Here is an 18,549-nt window from a genome sequence, read left to right as displayed (position 1 = left end):
CCTTATTAACCAGAAATCAATGCGTATTTTTTTAGTAGTTCTTCGATACGTTTTTGGCTTGATAGTTCCGGTAAAACCATAGGTAATCGCATAACTGCGCTTTCCATCATGCCCATTTTATACAATGCCCACTTCGGCATTACTGGATTTGGTTCAATAAATAGCTCGCTATGAAGCAACTTAATGGTTTCATCGATATCGCGACATTTATCAAAATTATTTTCTAGCGCAGCTTCACACATTTGTGCGATTGCTTTAGGCACTATGTTAGCCGTTACGGAGATAACGCCATGACCGCCTTCACACATAAACTCGCAGCTTGAACCGTCATCGCCGCTAAGTAAAACGAAGTCATCGGGAACCAATGGCTGAGTAGCCTTAAGGCGTGCAATATTGCCAGTCGCGTCTTTAAGACCAACGATATTTTTGTGCGTTGCTAATTTAGCCACCGTTTCAGGCAGCATGTCGGCTACGGTGCGGCCTGGCACATTATAAAGAATAACAGGTAAGTCACTAGCGTCTGCAATTGCATTAAAGTGCGCGACCATACCCGCCTGTTGAGGCTTATTGTAATAAGGTACAACACTTAAGAAACCGTCAATACCTGTAGAGCCTAATTGCTCTGTAAGAAAAATAGCCTCTGCCGTAGAGTTTGCGCCACTGCCGGCAATAACCGGAATCGCTCCCGATGCCATAGCAACGGTTTCTTTAACCACATTGATGTGTTCATCAAAAGGTAGCGTTGCTGACTCACCAGTAGTTCCAACCGACACTATACCGTGGGTGCCCTGCTCTACATGAAACTTCACAAGTTTCTCTAAAGACTTGTAATCAATATCGCCGTTTTCGAACATCGGCGTGACGAGTGCTACGTAACTACCAGTAAACATAATCTCTCCGAAAAATGTGAGCGCACATGGTAAATATGTCGGTGCTTAAACACAAGTAATAGCGCAAGTAAAATGACAAGAATTTGACAATATCTTATTCAAAGGCAAGAAAAAGGCGCTGACTTATAAAAAAACTCTGTGCTAACATCCCGACATTATTAACATTGAAGTGAAGTAGATGTCGAAACACCAACTTATCGTCACCATCTTGGGGACAGACAAAAGTGGCATTTTAAGCGAAATTGCAACGACGGTATCAGAAGCTCAGTGCAATATTCTAGATAGCAGGCAAGCCATTTACGGCAAAGAGTTCTCGTTGACCATGATCATAGAAGGAACGCAAAGCGCTATCACAAAAGCTGAATGTATTTTACCTTCGCTATTTCAGCGTCTTGACCTGCTTTCTATGATGAAGCGCACTAGCCATCACGAAAAGCAAAACCTTGCCCATCTTTTTAATGTCGAGTTTAGTGGCGAAGATGCAGCTGGCTTGATTAAAGCGGTGACCGGCTTTTTTGCCGAGCGTCATGCAATGATAAGTGCATTTAGACAACGCACATTTAAAGACAAGACATCGGGTAAAGACAACATGCGCTGCAAATTTGTTGTTTCTCTTCCCTCTAATGAAAATGTAGACGCACTAGAATCTGATCTAATGTCCCTGTTCACTTCGTTAAATGTGACAGGCAAAGTTGTAGACAAACAAAAAAAGGATCCCAATGAAAACGTTACAAGCTGGTGATAAAGCCCCACAATTCTCATTGCAGAACCAAAATGATGAAACCGTATCTTTAGCTGATTTCGCAGGTAAAAAAGTACTGGTTTATTTTTACCCTAAAGCGATGACGCCTGGTTGCACAGTACAAGCCCAGGGCTTACGCGACGTAAACGAAGAACTAACGGCGAAAAATGTGGTTGTGTTAGGAATTAGCCCAGATGCAGTTAAACGCCTGCCTAAATTCATCGAAAAAGAAAACCTAAACTTTACGTTGCTTTCTGATGAAGACCACGCCGTTGCCGACGCTTTTGGTGTGTGGGGACCTAAAAAGTTTATGGGTAAAGAGTATGATGGCATTCATCGCCAAACATTCCTCGTGGATGAAAACGGTGTTATTGAGCACGTTTTCAACAAGTTCAAAACAAAAGAACACCACACCGTAGTACTTGATTATCTAAACAGCTAAACCGGTATAGAATTTAAAAAGCCCCGATAACATTATGTTTTCGGGGCTTTTTTATACTTGTTCAATTCGTATCAGTGTTTACCTATAACGCCTATTTGAATCAGTACTCGTTTTGAATCTCGTACTGGATGGCGCTGACTGGTTCGCCAAATGGGAATAACTACTTTGCCTCTTCGGGTACAATAACGGGGTTACTAGACCACGCTGTAATTACCGCCTTCACGAGGGTAGCGAGAGGAATAGCGAAAAATACGCCCCAGAAACCCCAAAGACCTCCAAACACTAATACTGCAACGATTATATAAAGCGGATGCAAGCTAACCGCCTCCGAGAATAGCAGCGGTACCAACAAGTTACCGTCTAACGCCTGAATAATGCCGTACGCTATCATTAAATACCAAAATTCTGGTGAAATACCCCACTGAAACATAGCGACAACGGCCACGGGTATAGTAACCACTGCTGCACCGATGTACGGAATAAGTACTGAAAATCCCACCAATACGCCAAGCAAAATAGCATAACGTAAGTCCATCAATACAAACGTTACGCAGCTCACCGCGCCCACAATTATAATCTCGATCACTTTGCCGCGAATATAGTTGGCAATTTGAGAGTTCATTTCGTGACCAACTTGCGTAATTAAGCGTCGCTCCTTAGGCAGCAAGCGAGATATGCTGTCTAAAAAGAAAAGCTTATCTTTTAGCATGAAAAACACCATAAGCGGTACGAGGATCACGTAAACGAGCAACGCAGCTAAGTTGGCGATATTACTAAACGAAGCAGAAATAAGGGTTTCGCCCACCTCAACCAATTTGTCATTTAAACCTTCCATCATTTGATGGATTTGATATACCTGAACGTAATCTGGATATTTGTCCGGAAGCGTTAATATCCATTCTTGTGCTTTCTGCCATATTAGCGGCGTTTCTTGAATCAAGTTAACGCTTTGCTTGGATATAATTGGAACAAGGCCAATTAAGGTCAATATGGTTATAGTGATAAAGCCGAGCATTACAACGACGCAGGCGAGCGTTCTACTTACGCCGACATTTACCAAGCGACAGACTGGCCAATCGAGTAAATACGCAATCACTGCTGCAACCAACACAGGCATAATTAGCCCGCCCCACAATAGCAACACTGCCGTGGTCAAAAGGATCAAGATAAGCAACATTGCTGCATCAGGATCAGAAAATTTGCGTCGGTACCAACGACCAAAAACGCTAATCATATAAACGCCTAGAAATTACTAAGAATAGGACACGCATCATAGTTGATAGCGCTAGCACTTAGCAATAAGTAGCACTTAAGAATCTTTCAAAATCAAACTGGTATGATGTTTTTACAGTATAAGCATTAATGTGTAGAGTGGTTGTTACAACAGTAAAAGAATAAACTGGATGCGTTTGTGTCGCATTGGTATAACTGACGTGTCATAAACGAGATGGCATAGGCGATATTGCCTTGTGTCTTCGAAAATGATGCATATAAGAAAAAAATAAAATTTGAAACTGTTTAGCAACTTAGCGCTCTAAGGATTAAGCAGTATTAACCGTATACAATGATTGTAGGTTCATGAGAAAAAAGTTTTCAGCATCTTTGGTTGCCCTTTCCTTCGTGCTCACATCGAGCCTCACGGCTGTTGCACAAGATGCCAATTACAGCAATAAAAATGCGTTACCTGAAATAGGTGTTGTTGCGTCAGACGCCATATCGCTTGATAAAGAGATGATAGTAGGCGATGCCGTAATGCGGCAAATGCGCGGTCAAAGTCCTGTAATCTCAGATCCGGTGCTGGATGAATATCTACAGGATGTAGGCAACCGATTGGTTGTCCATGCTGACAACGCCAAGTTTCCTTTTGAATTTTTCTGGGTAAATAATGATGCCATTAACGCGTTTGCGTTTTTTGGCGGTCACATTGGTGTTCACACAGGTTTAATGCGTCGTGCTGAAAATGAAAGTGAACTGGCTTCGGTGCTAGCGCACGAAATTTCTCACGTAACTCAACGCCACATAGCACGACGTATGCAGGCGCAGCAGCGCTCATCTCCCCTAGCCTTGGCGTCACTTATCGGCGGGGTGCTAATTGCAATGGCCAACCCAGAAGCGGGTATTGCGGCCATGCAGGCGGGAACCGCAGCCTCTGCACAATTGCAAATCGACTATACCCGTTCGAATGAACAAGAAGCCGATAGAATTGGTATCGCAATGCTTGCTCGTGCGGGCTTCGATCCGAGTGCGGCTGCTTCATTCTTTTCTACCATGGCGGAAGAGTACCGCATGGTTTCTCGTCCACCCGCAAGGCTGCTTACTCACCCTTTAACCGAAACCCGTATTGCTGACGCGAGAAATCGCGCTGGTGACTACCCTAGACGCTACTTACCCATTAACAAGCAATTCGAGTTGGCAAAAGCACGTATAAAGGCACGCTACTCGTTTAAAGCTGGTTACGCTGTAGAATATTTCGAAGCGGCCGTGGCACAAGACGTACAGCGCAGTAAAGAAGCGTCATTATATGGTTTAGCGCTTGCTTATATGCGCGCCGAAAAAATCGAAAAAGCCAAAGACATTATGGATGAGTTAATAGCAAAAGATAGAGGAAACCTCTTTTATCTCGACGCTATGACAGATATCTATATTTCGCAAGGTGAGCCTTTAAAAGCCGTTGAAATGCTAAGACCTCACGTTACGCATAACCCTAGAAATCAAGTATTGGCACTAAACCAGGCCAATGCTTACATAAGCGCAAACAAATATGAAGAAGCGGTGTCTCTACTTAAGGATTTCCTGCTGGTTAAAAAAGATTATCAACTGGCACATCAGTTGATGAGTGAGGCGTATCAAAAGTCGAAACGTTTCTCGCAAATGCATCAGAGCAAAGCGGAAGTATATGCATTGTATGGAGCTTATAACCGCGCGGTTGACGAACTTCAATATGCGTATAATTTCGCAGGCGATGATCACCTTGAAAAACAAAGAATCAGAGCGAGAATAAAACAATTTCGCGACCAAGAAGAGCGTTTACAACGACTCTAGACCATCGCACTTCCCTGCTATTCGTCAGCGCCTTTCAATTCAGCTAGGCGCTGACGCAGATGCGCTGCCGTAATTTCTCCCATTATCGTATCCTTTATTTTCCCATCAGGTCCAAGAATAAACGTTGCTGGTAAATAAGGGGGTTTTTGCATGGGCAGTTTAGTGTCTGGCGAACTTATAATAACAGGCAAATCAATATCAAACTTCTCAGCCATGGCTTTGAGTTCAGGCTTCGTTTTAAGGTCGTAGTTAATAGCAAAAAGACGGGTATCGTCAGGTAGCGACTGATTAAATGTGACGAGCTCAGGCATTTCTCGTAGACATGGTGCACACCATGGCGCAAAGTAATTTACCACAACCCACTTCCCCTCAAGATCTTGCCAAAGGTAAGCCGTTCCATCTAATGTTTCAAAGTCATGTTGAAGACGCTGATACGTATATGCACCGGCAAACGCAACAAGCGCTAACAGCACTAGAAAGAGTATAGGCTTTATTTTTCCTGCATTGCTTTTTGGCTGTGACAACAACATATAACCTTCTAACTTTGACTATTTTTTCATAGTGCCAGATTCTTACTTCGCGCACTAACATAAATTCAACCACGCTTTTTAAGCACCGTTTTCCAGAAACGATGCTGTAAACAAAGAATAGTACGAATTTATTACCCGTTATCGGTAAACTGCTTGATATTCTATGGCAAAAACGCAATAGTTCGCGCCAATTCATATAATCATGAACAAGAGTATTTATGACAGACATTACCATTATTCACAATCCTCGCTGTTCAAAGAGCAGACAAACCCTAGCACTACTTGAAGAGCAAGGTGTAGCGCCTGTTATTGTTGAGTACCTAAAGCACCCTCTTGACGCAAAAGAACTGAAAGAGATATTTAAAAAACTTAACCTTGGATCGGTTAGAGATATGATGCGTACTAAAGAAGCAGAATATAAAGATGCTAACTTAGGTGATAGCGCACTGTCTGATAATGCGCTTTTTGAAGCTATGGCTCACACGCCTAAGTTGATAGAGCGTCCCATTGTTATAAATGGCGAGAAAGCCAGAATTGGTCGTCCGCCAGAATCTGTATTGGAAATTGTATAGTGCAACCTGTTCTCGTACTTTATTACAGCCGCAACGGCAGCACAAAGCGATTAGCTGATGCCATCGCCCAAGGAGTATCGTCATTAGATGTTCCTGTGATAGTACGTACAGTCAAGAGTATCAGCGATGCAGCTAATGACGCGGCATCTACTGTTGTACCCGAGGTTTCCCTTCAGGAACTCGAACAGTGCAGTGCCCTGGCGTTAGGTAGTCCTACGCGTTTCGGCAATATGGCAGCGCCAGTAAAACATTTTTTGGATTCTACAAGCAGTCAATGGTTAAAAGGCGCGTTGATTGATAAGCCTGCGTGCGTGTTTACATCTTCTTCTTCCATGCACGGCGGCCAGGAATCCACATTACTTTCCATGATGGTTCCGCTTATCCATCACGGCATGGTCATTTGCGGTTTACCTTACAGTGAGCCTGCGCTACACAACACCACAATGGGTGGCACCCCTTACGGTGTAACACACGTCGCTCATCACAGTTTAAGTGCACCAGAGCAATTGAGTGCAGATGAAAAAGCGCTATGCATTGCTCAGGGTAAGCGACTTGCAATGTTCGCTAAAAAACTAGCTGACAACGCCTAACAGTTACGTTATTTGGCGCATAAAACGTAGACCTTATAAAGAACATTAAAAACAAATTGTTTCGGAGACATTACCATGGCACCAGATACGCGTTTTTATCGCTATCTCGCACTTATAAGCCACACCGGGTTAATCGTATGGATAACACTGTGGCAATTTACATTTACTAAAGAGCATACTTACTCTCCTTTGTTTATTGCCTTATTTTATATTTTACCTTTACTGTTACCTTACTGGGGTATATTAAAAGGCAAGCCATATACTCACGCGTGGGCCAATTTTGTCGTTTTGTTTTACCTTATTCACGGATGCACTGTGGCATACGCTGTACCTGATGAACGTTGGTATGCAGTGGTAGAGATTATTCTATGCACGGGTATGTTTGTCGGCTGTAGTGCGTTTGCTAGAAAACGTGGTCGTGAATTGGGTTTGGGCCTTAAAAAGCTTAAAGAAGAGATGCAAGAAGAAAAAGCACGCTTTGAGCAAGGTCAACAATGATCATGTAATACACAGCGAAAACACATGCTGCCAAGGGGTTAATATGACACGCCATTTGCCTGAACTTACATTAGTAATCGCATCATTATCGTTACTTGCAGCATGTGGAGGCTCTGGTTCAGGCGATAGTTCAGCCCCAAGCACTCCTTCCATTCCTCCAACCATTAGCATTTCAGGCCCTACAAACGCCGTTGTAGGCGATGCGGTCGACTTTGCTGTCGCCTCGCCTACTGGCCACGCTATTGTAGATATCGATTGGCAAGTCTCAGGTGTATCACAGCAGCCTCTCAGTGCTCACACGCAGGCTATAGGCTTTGATGTTACCTCTTCAGGTAGCTTCGATATCGCCGTAAACGTTAGCTTAGAAAATGGCACAACGCTTACAGACACCATAACGTTACAAACGAACGAAAGTACCGCGCCGATTGCCGCATTACGATTGGGTCATGAGGCATCCGAAGGCGGCAGAGTTTCTCTTCGCGTTGACACCGTTAACTCGCAAGGGTTAACAATCTCAAATATCACGTGGCAACAAACGTCTGGGCCAATCGTCAATAACTTCAACTTTGATGATGGTGATTATTCTCATTCGATATATTTTCAAGCGCCTCGAGTCAGCAACGACACAATCATTGAAATAGAAAGTACCGTTACACTCTCAAATGGCGAGGTGTTAACCGATAGCGCGCAAGTTCTAGTGAAAAACATCGACATTAACAATAGCGGCTTTTTTGTAGATGACGAGACAAGTATTCCCGAAACGGTAAGCGCGCATATGCAGCCCTATAGAGTCGACAGCCCTTACGCGTCGGCACTTGTTGATTGTGTTTATAACAATCAGGTTTCAAACAGCTGTACGTTCTCTCAGCTACCACTGATTGGCCAAGTCACCGAAAGCCCCACTATCGATGATATTTTAGATAGAACATACGTCTCGCATCCGTGGATGGGCGATGCATTTAGAACGTATTTAGAAACTTCAGCAACCTGTGATGACATGCTTAAGTTACTACGCGCAACTAACGCGATTGTGATTTCTTACGATATCCGCCCGTCATTTTATTGGGTTGCCACTGGTGCCATTTACTTAGATGCCAACAACTTTTGGCGCACACCACAAGAGCGAGACACGCTAAATACTCGCCCAGATTATAGAAGTGGTTTTGGTAGTGAGCTCGATTTTACGACGTCATGGCGCTACGTGAAAAACGGGGCCTATTATTTTCCTAATATCAGCACAGCGAACGTAGCAGATAGACTTCCACGTGATGTGAGCGACGTAGAAGCAGCATTAAGCTATTTGCTATACCACGAGCTAGCTCACGCCAATGACTTTTTCGACTACACCGAATGGCAACAACTCAGCAATAGCGCGAGCCCACTGTCGTCTTATGATGACAGCTCTCCCATTTCTACGGGGCTAACAACTTCATTGCCTCTTACGTCGTCACAACTCCATGCTTTGGCCGAAGTTCGATACGGCGGTGCAACCGCTTCAAGCGCGCAACGAAATTATACCGCGCTACAAGTGGCAAATTGGTTTGAGGATGATGGTGCGGTTGCTTTCTATTCTTACTTTACGGAACGAGAAGATCTCGCCATGTTATTCGAGCGCTTCATGATGCTTTACCGGCTTGAGGCAGAAGCGGATGTAGGCGTATTTACAAGAGAGACACTGGAAGACGGCAGTTTCATTCCCACTTGGGCTCAGAGAAACCGTGTTAATGATGATAACGTTACTATGCGCGTAGATTACGTATTAAGTAGAATTTTACCCGAACTCGATGTACCTGCTATTCAAGCGTCACTTCCAAGCTCTTATCTGCTTCCGAACGATATTACTTGGCGGGACTCTGCGTCTAGTACAAATCCAAACGTACAGTCTGCGAGCGATAAGTTAATGCTACAGAACGGCGGAAACAATTCGGTTACTTCCGATGGAACTCTAATGACGGTAGCAGAAGAATTTAGCACCACATCAAGCGCTCATAGTTTAAGAAAAGAACAATAAACGGCAACACAGCAGCGCTTTGACTAATTTAGGTTAAGCTCGCGCTTTGGCTAATTTAGGTTAAGCTCGCGCTTAACCATGCCCACCGATAAGCGTTTTTGTTCTTGGAGTGAGCGTGTGTCTAAACGGGCTAATAGTGACATGAGGCTTTTTAGGTCTCGTTCACTATGGTGCAAAAGAAACTGTAGTGCTTGGTTTGATAGCTTTAATCCACGTTCCGCTGCACGTAAGCGCACGGCTTCTTCACGACCATTGTCATCCAGTTGGTTTACGTGATAAATAACCCCCCACGCCAAGCGAGAACGCAAGTCAGGTAAAACAAAAGCCGGGTTAGATGGGCCTAGTTGACTAGAACAAAGTACCATGGTTTGTTTAGTCTCAATCACTCGGTTTAACAAATCGAACAACGCTTCTTCCCAACGTAAATCGCCCGCTATCGCGTGAATGTTGTCTAATGCGATTAACGAAAGATTCTCTAGGCCTTCAAAAATATCGAGCGACCACGCTTCGTAATTATTAAGATTTAAATAAAGGTGACTAACCGATTTTTCGGCTAGTTGATGACAAGTGGCAAACAATAAGTGACTTTTACCGATAGCGGTACTGCCTAGTAAAGTAAGCAAAGGCAGCTGAAGCGATGCTAAAGGCCCCAATTCAGGAGCCTCGCGCCAGTGTGGCAGCGCATCTGCAATCTGCTCAAGGACTGAAACTACTTCTTCGTTACCCGTATTGACAAAACTATCGAAGTTTTCGTCAACAGGTAGCGTGACAGGCAAAGGCAGCTGCATGCTAAATTAATTGCTCCAATAGAAACTGTGTCCTTTCACGGATTGTCCGTACGAATCGGTTACGGGACGTAATTTGCTTTCTAGTTTAATACTGTTAAGTAAATCGTCCACCGTTCCAATTAATGTAAGTGAGTACGTGGCAACAGAACCAGATTGCTCTACTAGTGTAGCGTTTTCAATCACACTTAAACTATTTAAATAGTCAGTAGCGCTGGCGTAACTTTTTACCGAGCCAATATTGGCAATCGATACCTTGATAACTTCTCGCTCAGACGCTTCGATTCCTACGATGGCATAAAGCGACGATAAATAATTTGAGTAGGCATCGATTAACTGATTGCCAAGAACTTCGGGCGAATCACCGTATATGCTGCCATAGCTAACCTTACCGCCACCAACGAACACCCAGTCTAGTGCATAGTCACCTTCATCGGCACGCTTCGCATAGTTGGCAAACTCGTTCATGGTGAACGGCATCGTTGTGCTCTCTTCCTGCGCCAGCTCCTTCGCCGAGGTTCCGTCAGCATTATTCAAGTTTTGGTTTGTAGCGTCATAACCGTCGTTTAACTGAGCATCAACACCTTTATTAATCGCACCGGACTCAACGTTATCTGAAAAGGTACGCTGTGCGTCCGTATTATCTACACGCGGATTTCGCTCATCGAAACTTTGTTCATCAGTTTGTGCTCTAAACTGTGCTTCTTCATCTAGTACGCTATCCAGAGACTCTACTGTGCCAGAAGGCACAACATTTTCCGGCAAATCAGGAATAGCACTCGCGTCGTTACGATAAACTCTGGCACCAATAATGTTGTCGACGCTATAGCGTGTAGATGCTTTGCGCAAAGGCTCAACAAATCGTCCCCACACATCATAGGTAGAAATATTTACATTGTCGGTAAGGTCCATTAAAGGCAAGCTTAATGGAACGCCTCGTTCTTTCGCCGTTTGTTTGAGCGTATGTTGTAATTCTGTATTGAGAGATTCGTCTAAGATGACGCGAGTTTCGTTTTCGTCTTCCTGCGCAAGCCACACTATCGTTTCAGGGCGTCTATCACCCCAGAGCGGAAGCATTTCACGCTGAAGAAGTTCATTGAGTTTTGCTTGATCGAACTCCGCAACGTAATACGTTCTGCCTTTGTCAAAAGCAAATCGATAGGAACGAAGCAGCGATTGAGGCGACGATAAGGCTGCTCTAACACCGGCATTATCGAGCACGCTTGTGCTGCCCGACATCTTCACAAAAACCTGCCTTAATGCTTTTTTAAGCGCGTTTTGTTGGGTGCGCTGAGTTTGATCTTCAACTTGAATCTGCGCTTCGTTGACCACAACGCGTTGAGCCGCATTTATAAAGGGGGCGTAAGTCAGCGCAGCAAGAAATGAAATGCCCAGAATGCCTTTCAAGCTAACTCTCGTTAAATTAGTTCCATTGGTGTTACGCTTTACTGCCGTTAACATTGACACTCCATACTCTCTTAAAATCAATTCCTTACCTATCGAATCGTCAGTTAATCTCGTTTACCTATATACGGTAAACTTGGACTAACCTTCGCGCAATTCACTCAACTTTTTAGAGCGAGACATTTTATCAAGCAAGATGTTCACCAAAAGATAGCCTTCTATTGTCTTTTATATTGGGTTTAATTTCACCCCTAAAATAAAAAAGATCAAAAAGCGCATAAAATAGCCTTCACAAATTGGACTTGTGACGACTTGCTGGTAGAATCCGCGGTTTTCTACCTCTTAGTTTCAGGGCCCAACCGTGAGCGAAAATAAAACCTCTTTAAGTTACAAAGATGCAGGCGTAGATATCGATGCAGGTAATCAACTTGTTGAACGCATTAAATCTGTTACCAAGAAAACCCATAGACCAGAAGTAAAAGGTAACCTGGGTGGTTTTGGTGCACTTTGTGAACTGCCTACTAAATATAAAAAGCCGCTACTTGTTTCAGGTACTGACGGCGTGGGTACAAAACTAAGAGTTGCTATGGATGCTAACCGTCATGACGGTGTTGGTATCGACTTAGTAGCAATGTGCGTAAACGACCTTATTGTTCAAGGTGCTGAGCCCCTGTTCTTTCTAGATTACTACGCAACTGGCAGGCTTGACGTTGATGTAGCCGCGTCGGTTGTTACCGGCATTGGCGCCGGCTGTGAGCAAGCAGGTTGTGCATTAATTGGTGGTGAAACAGCCGAAATGCCTGGAATGTATCACGATGGCGACTACGATATTGCAGGCTTCTGCGTAGGCGTGGTTGAAGCTGATAAGGTTATTGACGGCACTAACGTTAAACCAGGTCAAAAACTAATTGCACTTGGTTCATCGGGCCCTCACTCAAACGGTTACTCATTAGTTAGGAAGATCATTGAAGTTAGTGGTGCAGATGTAAACGCCGACCTAAACGGCAAGCCTATCATCGACCAACTTCTTGAGCCTACTCGCATCTATGTTAAATCGGTATTGGCATTACTTGAAGAAGTACAAGTAAGCGCTATTTCTCACATCACGGGCGGTGGTTTTTGGGAGAACATCCCTCGCGTATTACCTGAAGATGCGAAAGTGGTTATTGACGAAAGCACCTGGGAATGGCCTGCAGTCTTCTCTTGGTTACAAGAAAACGGTAACGTGACTCGCCACGAAATGTACCGCACGTTTAACTGTGGTGTTGGCCTTGTAATCGTTGTTGACGAAAGCGATACCGATGCTGCACTGAACATTCTTAAACAACACGGTGAAAATGCTTGGGTTATTGGTGATATCGCAGCAAAAGATGGCGAAGAGCAAGTAGAGATCAACGCGTGAGTAACAGTGTAACCAAACTATGCGTACTTATTTCAGGTAATGGCAGCAATTTACAAGCCATTATCGATGAAATAAAAGCAGGTCGTCTGAATGCGGAAATCAGCGGCGTGATCAGTAATCGCCCTACTGCTTATGGTCTGGAACGCGCTAAAGAAGCCGGGATCAATGCGGTTTGCTTAGATCATACAGGCTTCGATTCACGAGAGTCTTATGACGGGGCGCTCAAAGCACAAATTGAGGCTTTTGGCGCAGACTGTGTTGTTCTTGCGGGCTTTATGCGTATCTTAACACCGGAGTTCGTCGACAGCTTTGCTGGAAAATTAGTGAACATTCATCCATCTTTGTTGCCGAAGTACAAAGGTTTGAATACGCATCAGCGAGCTATCGACAATGGAGACAAGGAGCACGGCGTTAGCGTGCACTTTGTTACACCTGAGCTCGACGGCGGCCCTGTTATCATTCAAAGCCGCGTACCTGTGTTTGAAGACGACACAGCAAGCGACCTGGCCGAGCGTGTTCAAGAACAAGAACGTCGTATCTATCCGCTTGTGCTATCTTGGTTTAGTGCAGGCCGATTATCGATGCGAAACAATAAGGCAGTTTTAGATGAGCAAGAATTACCAGAATCTGGTTATGCAAGCGACTAAGCCTTTTGCTTTAGGCGCACTGTTAGCAGCATCGCTTTCAGTGGCCGCGCAAGCAAACCCTAGTACAGAAAATACGGATAGTGCAGAGCTACCGCTTCAGCCCTACAAGGCAACCTATACCGCATACAAATGGGGTGACGACGTAGGCGAAGCGAATATTGAGCTCTCGAAATTAGGTGACCAACAGTATTCTCTAATTTACACGTCAAAAGTGTCTAAGTTTTTCTTGTCTGACAAACGCAGTGAACATTCTATTTTTACTGTTAATGATAATACCGTCGTACCTTCTGAGTACTACTATAATCGTTCTGGCACAGGACCTGATAAAGAGCTTAAGGTAACGTTTAGTCATCAGGGACAAGGCAAAATTGCAGTCGAGAATGGCGAAACATTTGATTGGAACGGTGAATTTGATAACCAAATTTATCGTATTGACCTTGCAAAACAGTTAGCGGAAGGTAAGACATCGCTAGAATACCACTTCGTGAATTATCGTGGCGAACTTCGTCACTACGGCGTTCAAGTGGTGGATGAAGAGGTATTGTCTTTACCTTTCGGTAAAATTGAAACTGTAAAAGTTAAGCTTATTCGCGACTCAAATAAGCGTGAGACGTTTGCTTGGTTTGCGCCATCACTTAACTACACGTTAGTTCGTCTGCAACAGTTCAAAGAAGGCGATGAACAGGGCGATATCAAACTGAAATCGTTTGAGACGCAGTAAAGCGTAAAGATAAACCGTTTTTTGTCTCAACAACTTTTTCACAATTGTTGAATAAAGCACGTTATGAACTAGCATTCAGACGTGCTTTTTTTATTTAGACTGTTGCTGTCTTATCCTCACGTAACCTCTTCTCGTTTCGCAACACAATTCACATTCTAAATCAGTATTTATAAGCAACGACTATACTTATAGAGCGGATAACGCACTACCCTATTATTTATGTCGTTGTTAATAGAATATTCATGTAAAAATCTTGATCTTTGCCCTATTAAATAATAGGTTTACAGCATGCTGGTCTGACCTCGATCTGTGACTGCTTTTCATAAAGCAACTCACCACGCTCGAGTTAAGACTAGCGTAACGTTTAACGCCTTTCAGGAGTGAAGTATGGCAGATTTTATATGGTTTTTACTGGTCGTTCTGACACTAGCGGTAGCTAGTTATCAGCGAACCAGCTTGGTAACAGCGGTTGCCATGGGCGCAGGTGTTATGATTTTAGGCACCCTTTTCGGTGACATCGGCCTGCTTGGTTGGGTAGTGTTCCTTGCTTTAACGCTGCCGTTCAAGCTTGCAAATATCAGACAGCAGCACATCTCTAAGAAGCTGCTAGCCTTCTACCGCAAAGTTATGCCTGAAATGTCGAGCACTGAGCAAGAAGCTATCGACGCAGGTACGGTATGGTGGGACGGTGATATTTTCAGCGGCAAGCCAGACTGGGATAAATTACATCGCATTCCGAAAGGTCGACTCACTGCTGAAGAGCAAGCATTCTTAGACGGTCCTTGTGACAAAGTGTGCTCAATGGTCGATGAATGGCAAATAAACCATAAAGATGCTGATCTTTCACCTGAAATTTGGCAGTTCCTGAAGGAACACAAATTCTTCGCGATGATCATCAAGAAAGAGTATGGCGGTCTAGAGTTTTCGGCATATGCCCAGTCTCGCGTTCTTCAAAAACTTGCAGGCGTAAGCGCGGTGCTATCAAGCACAGTCGGTGTACCAAACTCATTGGGCCCGGGCGAATTACTTCAGCACTATGGTACAAAAGAGCAACAAGATCATTATCTTCCCCGTCTTGCTGCCGGTGAAGAAATCCCTTGTTTTGCATTAACCGGCCCAGAAGCTGGCTCTGATGCAGGTGCGATCCCTGATGTTGGCGTTGTATGTAAAGGCGAGTGGAATGGCGAAGAAGTGTTGGGTATGCGCCTAACGTTTAACAAACGCTACATCACCCTTGCGCCTGTTGCTACGGTTATTGGTCTTGCCTTTAAACTTCAAGATCCTGAAGGTCTTCTAGGTGATAACAAAGAGCCGGGCATAACATGTGCCCTTATTCCTCGCGACACTAAAGGTTTAGAGATTGGTCGCCGTCACTTCCCACTCAATACGCCATTCCAAAATGGCCCTATTAAGGGTGAAGATATTTTCGTTCCAATCGATTACATCATTGGTGGTCCGAAAATGGCAGGTCGCGGCTGGCGCATGCTGGTTGAATGTTTGTCGGTAGGTCGCTGTATTACCCTTCCTTCATCTGCTGCTGGTGGTGCTAAATCAGTATCTCTTGCAACGGGTGCATATGCACGTATTCGTCGCCAGTTCCGTATGCCTGTAGGTCATATGGAAGGTGTTGAAGAAATGCTTGCGCGCATTGGTGGTAATGCATATTTGATGGATGGCGTAACACGCTTCTCAACGGTGGGTGTAGACCTTGGTGAGAAACCTTCTGTTATCTCGGCTATCTGTAAGTACCACTTAACCGAGAAGATGCGTCAAATCATTAATGATTCGATGGATGTTCACGGCGGTAAAGGCGTTATGCTTGGGCCAAACAATTACCTTGGTCGCGGCTATCAAGGTGTACCAGTATCAATTACGGTTGAAGGCGCAAACATTCTAACCCGTAACATGATGATCTTTGGTCAAGGTGCAATGCGTTGTCACCCTTACGTGCTTAAGGAAATAGAAGCTGCGTCTATCGAAGACAAGAAAGAAGCGTTGAAAGCGTTTGATAAAGCGGTATTCGGTCATATTGGCTTTGCGGTAGCTAATACTGTTCGCAGTATTTGGTTCTCGTTAACCAATGGCGCATTCAGCAGCGCACCGTTCACTGACGAAACGGCGCGTTACTACAAGCTACTTCAAGGCTACAGTGCAAACTTAGCACTACTAACCGATGTCTCTATGGGTGTGCTTGGTGGTGATCTTAAGCGTCGCGAGCGTTTATCAGCGCGTTTAGGTGACATCCTAAGTGGCCTTTACATGGGTAGTACAACGCTTAAACGCTTCGACGAAGAAGGTCGTCTAAAAGAAGATTTACCGCTTTTACATTGGGCAATGCAAACTACATTGCACGATATCGAGACAGCAATTGATGACTTCTTGGCTAACTTCCCTAACCGCGCAATCGCTGCAGCGCTTCGCGTTATGGTGATTCCGTTTGGCCGACGTATTGGTAAGCCTTCAGACAAGACAGAACATGCTATTGCACAAATGCTTCAAACGCCTTCAACTGCACGTAGCCGTTTAGGTTATGGTCAGTACCTCACCCGTGAGGAAGGAAGCTTGTTTGGCGATCTTGAGCAAACTCTTGATGATGTACTAGCAAGTGAGCCTATCTTCGAACGTATTTGTAAGCACAAAAAAGCTAAACTACCGTTTACCCGTTTAGATGTGCTTGCTGACGAAGCGCTAGCAGAAGGAATTATTAACGAAGAAGAAGCGAATCTACTTCGTAAGACTGAAGCTGGAAGACTTCGCACTATCAACGTCGATGATTTCGACCACGAAGAATTAGTAGCGAAGGTTAATTCCAACACCACTGCTAAGAAACGAGGTGGCAAAGCTGCTTAATTTCATACCCAAACAAAAGGGCCGCTCTCGCGGCCTTTTTCGTCAACGATTCATTCTATTAACATCACTCACCTACGTATTTTCTAGCCTTTGCTTGGCCGATCAAACAACCTGCGGAAATACCGAACAGGCGAGAGAACTCTCTTTATTAATTGCTAACGACAAAGGTCAACAACGTTCGGTACTAAAATGTAATCCTACGCTTGTTATGCTGGCTGAAACAAAAGCGAAAGACATGGCTGAGAGAGGCTTGGTGTCTCACTTTTTGGGCGGCAGTCCGAACACTCGCATTCGCAATGCTGGTTTAACGTTACCAGAATATTATGGCGATGCGATGAGCAATCAAGTGGAGGCCCTTGCTGGTGGTTATATAACAGCTGATGACGTGTGGTACGCACTTAAAACATCGACTTCACACCGTCAACACTTGTTAGCAGAGTTACCTTTTTATCAAGAACAAGATCAAATAGGTATTGCCTTTTACAAAGATTACTCAACGCCTCACGTTGAATACTGGGCTATATACTTGACCAAACTGATTGACACAGAAACGTCTAACAATGACTTAAAGGATGACACAACAACTACGCTTCTAATAAAGCGTCAAAAGAAGTTTGACCATGTCCCTGATAAAGGCCTTGGGATCGTCACGGAAAGTGGTGAAATTATTTTACAGCCAAAAAAACCGGATGAATAATCCGGTTTTTTATTAGCGCTAGATAAATACTTAGTTTAACTAAGTTGGAGTTTATCCATCAACAATACGGCTTGCGTACGCGTGTTGATCTCTAGCTTGCGAAGAATGGCACTAATGTGTGCTTTAATGGTTGCTTCCGTAACGTTCATCTCGTGAGCGATTTGCTTGTTCATTAAGCCTGCGCGTAAGTAAGAAAGCACTTGAATCTGTTTAGGTGTAAGTTCACGGAAGCGCTGAAGTAGAACTTTAAGCTCATCGTCAACTTTCTCTAGTTCTTCTTCCATACCTTCTGGAAGCCACTTTTTGCCACCAATAATGTCTACAATAGCCTGAGCAATTTCTCGTGTTTGGGACACTTTGGGGATAAAGCCCTGAGCACCTAGGCTCATTACTTGAGCGACAACCTCAACAGTATCGCTGCCCGAAACAACACCAATAGGGATATTCGGGTATTGTTCACGCAGCGTGATAAGGCCGTTAAAATATTCACCGCCAGGCATATTAAGGTCAAGAAGGATCAGCTCAACACCGTCGAATTCGTTTAGCTTCGCCATCGCATCATCTAAGCTTCCTGCTTGAATTATCTGTGCGTTTTCAAAGTAAGGTTCCAACGCGCCGCTCAAAGCTTCGCGAAACAATGGGTGATCGTCTGCTACTAGAATTCTTGTCATTAGCGTTACTGCTTCCTTATTGTATTATGAGTATAGATTAATACTTTAGATCATT

18 protein-coding genes are annotated in these 18,549 nt (G+C 44.2%); 12 read left to right on the top strand and 6 right to left on the bottom strand.

Translation table 11 applies throughout. The annotated features are described in order from the left end of the window. Positions 1-5: 5 nt before the first annotated feature. Positions 6-890 (bottom strand): 4-hydroxy-tetrahydrodipicolinate synthase, encoded by an 885-nt coding sequence (gene dapA / locus ACFI6J_RS15020; RefSeq protein WP_014949660.1) that lies wholly within the window; start codon positions 888-890, stop codon positions 6-8. Positions 891-1,068: 178 nt separating this feature from the next. On the opposite strand from dapA, the gene ACFI6J_RS15015 reads away from it, so the two are divergent. Continuing rightward, positions 1,069-1,632: a glycine cleavage system transcriptional repressor gene (locus tag ACFI6J_RS15015; RefSeq protein ID WP_014976680.1), complete on the top strand. Its 564-nt coding sequence runs from the start codon at positions 1,069-1,071 to the stop codon at positions 1,630-1,632. After that, complete coding sequence (gene bcp, locus ACFI6J_RS15010) at positions 1,610-2,074, top strand: thioredoxin-dependent thiol peroxidase (protein ID WP_014949662.1); 465 nt, start codon at positions 1,610-1,612, stop codon at positions 2,072-2,074. Before ACFI6J_RS15015 ends, bcp begins: the two co-directional genes overlap by 23 nt. Before the next feature lie 160 nt (positions 2,075-2,234). Here bcp and ACFI6J_RS15005 read toward each other — a convergent pair whose 3' ends face one another. Then, positions 2,235-3,308, bottom strand: coding sequence for an AI-2E family transporter (locus tag ACFI6J_RS15005; protein WP_014949663.1), 1,074 nt, complete (start codon positions 3,306-3,308; stop codon positions 2,235-2,237). Positions 3,309-3,652: 344 nt separating this feature from the next. On the opposite strand from ACFI6J_RS15005, the gene bepA reads away from it, so the two are divergent. Continuing rightward, on the top strand, positions 3,653-5,116 hold the full coding sequence (bepA, locus tag ACFI6J_RS15000; protein ID WP_462574523.1) for a beta-barrel assembly-enhancing protease: 1,464 nt from the start codon (positions 3,653-3,655) through the stop codon (positions 5,114-5,116). A 17-nt stretch (positions 5,117-5,133) separates the two neighbouring features. Here the strand turns inward: bepA and ACFI6J_RS14995 are convergent, their stop codons facing one another. Continuing rightward, positions 5,134-5,646, bottom strand: a complete 513-nt coding sequence (locus ACFI6J_RS14995) for a TlpA family protein disulfide reductase (protein WP_039227634.1) — start codon at positions 5,644-5,646, stop codon at positions 5,134-5,136. 218 nt (positions 5,647-5,864) lie between these two features. On the opposite strand from ACFI6J_RS14995, the gene arsC reads away from it, so the two are divergent. The 4 genes from arsC (at position 5,865) to ACFI6J_RS14975 (ending at position 9,317) form a co-directional block, all read left to right on the top strand. After that, the gene (gene arsC, locus ACFI6J_RS14990) at positions 5,865-6,218 is read left to right on the top strand and encodes an arsenate reductase (glutaredoxin) (protein ID WP_014949666.1); all 354 of its coding nucleotides are present in this window, start codon (positions 5,865-5,867) and stop codon (positions 6,216-6,218) included. Then, complete coding sequence (wrbA, locus tag ACFI6J_RS14985) at positions 6,218-6,808, top strand: NAD(P)H:quinone oxidoreductase (RefSeq protein ID WP_039227633.1); 591 nt, start codon at positions 6,218-6,220, stop codon at positions 6,806-6,808. Before arsC ends, wrbA begins: the two co-directional genes overlap by 1 nt. Before the next feature lie 75 nt (positions 6,809-6,883). Further along, positions 6,884-7,306, top strand: a complete 423-nt coding sequence (locus ACFI6J_RS14980) for a DUF2069 domain-containing protein (RefSeq protein WP_039220793.1) — start codon at positions 6,884-6,886, stop codon at positions 7,304-7,306. Positions 7,307-7,349: 43 nt separating this feature from the next. Then, on the top strand, positions 7,350-9,317 hold the full coding sequence (locus tag ACFI6J_RS14975) for a hypothetical protein (RefSeq protein ID WP_462574522.1): 1,968 nt from the start codon (positions 7,350-7,352) through the stop codon (positions 9,315-9,317). 50 nt (positions 9,318-9,367) lie between these two features. On the opposite strand, the gene hda is transcribed toward ACFI6J_RS14975, so the two are convergent. Next, positions 9,368-10,105, bottom strand: coding sequence for a DnaA regulatory inactivator Hda (hda, locus tag ACFI6J_RS14970; RefSeq protein ID WP_462586262.1), 738 nt, complete (start codon positions 10,103-10,105; stop codon positions 9,368-9,370). A 6-nt stretch (positions 10,106-10,111) separates the two neighbouring features. Next, positions 10,112-11,563: a DUF2066 domain-containing protein gene (locus ACFI6J_RS14965; RefSeq protein ID WP_462574521.1), complete on the bottom strand. Its 1,452-nt coding sequence runs from the start codon at positions 11,561-11,563 to the stop codon at positions 10,112-10,114. 304 nt (positions 11,564-11,867) lie between these two features. Here ACFI6J_RS14965 and purM point away from each other — a divergent pair, with 304 nt between their 5' ends. From purM to ACFI6J_RS14940, 5 genes are all read left to right on the top strand, one after another. Then, positions 11,868-12,908: a phosphoribosylformylglycinamidine cyclo-ligase gene (gene purM / locus ACFI6J_RS14960; protein ID WP_462574520.1), complete on the top strand. Its 1,041-nt coding sequence runs from the start codon at positions 11,868-11,870 to the stop codon at positions 12,906-12,908. After that, positions 12,905-13,555 carry a phosphoribosylglycinamide formyltransferase gene (purN, locus tag ACFI6J_RS14955; protein WP_014979424.1) on the top strand — a complete coding sequence of 217 codons (651 nt, stop codon included), beginning with the start codon at positions 12,905-12,907 and terminating at the stop codon, positions 13,553-13,555. Before purM ends, purN begins: the two co-directional genes overlap by 4 nt. After that, positions 13,515-14,276 carry a DUF3108 domain-containing protein gene (locus ACFI6J_RS14950; RefSeq protein WP_231506486.1) on the top strand — a complete coding sequence of 254 codons (762 nt, stop codon included), beginning with the start codon at positions 13,515-13,517 and terminating at the stop codon, positions 14,274-14,276. The genes purN and ACFI6J_RS14950 overlap by 41 nt, the downstream gene beginning before the upstream one ends. A 387-nt stretch (positions 14,277-14,663) precedes the next feature. After that, entirely contained in the window at positions 14,664-17,126 is a 2,463-nt protein-coding gene (gene fadE, locus ACFI6J_RS14945; protein WP_462586261.1) for an acyl-CoA dehydrogenase FadE, read from the top strand. Continuing rightward, complete coding sequence (locus ACFI6J_RS14940) at positions 17,110-17,823, top strand: CAP domain-containing protein (protein ID WP_039227628.1); 714 nt, start codon at positions 17,110-17,112, stop codon at positions 17,821-17,823. Before fadE ends, ACFI6J_RS14940 begins: the two co-directional genes overlap by 17 nt. A gap of 35 nt (positions 17,824-17,858) precedes the next feature. On the opposite strand, the gene ACFI6J_RS14935 is transcribed toward ACFI6J_RS14940, so the two are convergent. Beyond that, the gene (locus ACFI6J_RS14935; RefSeq protein ID WP_014976692.1) at positions 17,859-18,494 is read right to left on the bottom strand and encodes a response regulator transcription factor; all 636 of its coding nucleotides are present in this window, start codon (positions 18,492-18,494) and stop codon (positions 17,859-17,861) included. Between the last annotated feature and the right edge of the window lie 55 nt (positions 18,495-18,549).

Source organism: Alteromonas sp. G4i13 (assembly GCF_054960505.1).
The sequence above is the reverse complement of the archived record's forward strand: the minus strand, read 5'-3'. Positions and strand labels throughout refer to the sequence as shown.

What these genes read in the sequence shown, in the direction of transcription:
- bepA (WP_462574523.1), top strand. Translation starts at nt 3,653, where the DNA reads ATGAGAAAAAAGTTTTCAGCATCTTTGGTTGCCCTTTCCTTCGTGCTC.
- hda (WP_462586262.1), bottom strand. Translation starts at nt 10,105, where the DNA reads ATGCAGCTGCCTTTGCCTGTCACGCTACCTGTTGACGAAAACTTCGAT.
- ACFI6J_RS14965 (WP_462574521.1), bottom strand. Translation starts at nt 11,563, where the DNA reads ATGTTAACGGCAGTAAAGCGTAACACCAATGGAACTAATTTAACGAGA.
- ACFI6J_RS15015 (WP_014976680.1), top strand. Translation starts at nt 1,069, where the DNA reads ATGTCGAAACACCAACTTATCGTCACCATCTTGGGGACAGACAAAAGT.
- ACFI6J_RS14975 (WP_462574522.1), top strand. Translation starts at nt 7,350, where the DNA reads ATGACACGCCATTTGCCTGAACTTACATTAGTAATCGCATCATTATCG.
- fadE (WP_462586261.1), top strand. Translation starts at nt 14,664, where the DNA reads ATGGCAGATTTTATATGGTTTTTACTGGTCGTTCTGACACTAGCGGTA.
- bcp (WP_014949662.1), top strand. Translation starts at nt 1,610, where the DNA reads ATGAAAACGTTACAAGCTGGTGATAAAGCCCCACAATTCTCATTGCAG.
- ACFI6J_RS14935 (WP_014976692.1), bottom strand. Translation starts at nt 18,494, where the DNA reads ATGACAAGAATTCTAGTAGCAGACGATCACCCATTGTTTCGCGAAGCT.
- ACFI6J_RS14995 (WP_039227634.1), bottom strand. Translation starts at nt 5,646, where the DNA reads ATGTTGTTGTCACAGCCAAAAAGCAATGCAGGAAAAATAAAGCCTATA.
- ACFI6J_RS15005 (WP_014949663.1), bottom strand. Translation starts at nt 3,308, where the DNA reads ATGATTAGCGTTTTTGGTCGTTGGTACCGACGCAAATTTTCTGATCCT.
- dapA (WP_014949660.1), bottom strand. Translation starts at nt 890, where the DNA reads ATGTTTACTGGTAGTTACGTAGCACTCGTCACGCCGATGTTCGAAAAC.
- arsC (WP_014949666.1), top strand. Translation starts at nt 5,865, where the DNA reads ATGACAGACATTACCATTATTCACAATCCTCGCTGTTCAAAGAGCAGA.
- ACFI6J_RS14980 (WP_039220793.1), top strand. Translation starts at nt 6,884, where the DNA reads ATGGCACCAGATACGCGTTTTTATCGCTATCTCGCACTTATAAGCCAC.
- ACFI6J_RS14950 (WP_231506486.1), top strand. Translation starts at nt 13,515, where the DNA reads ATGAGCAAGAATTACCAGAATCTGGTTATGCAAGCGACTAAGCCTTTT.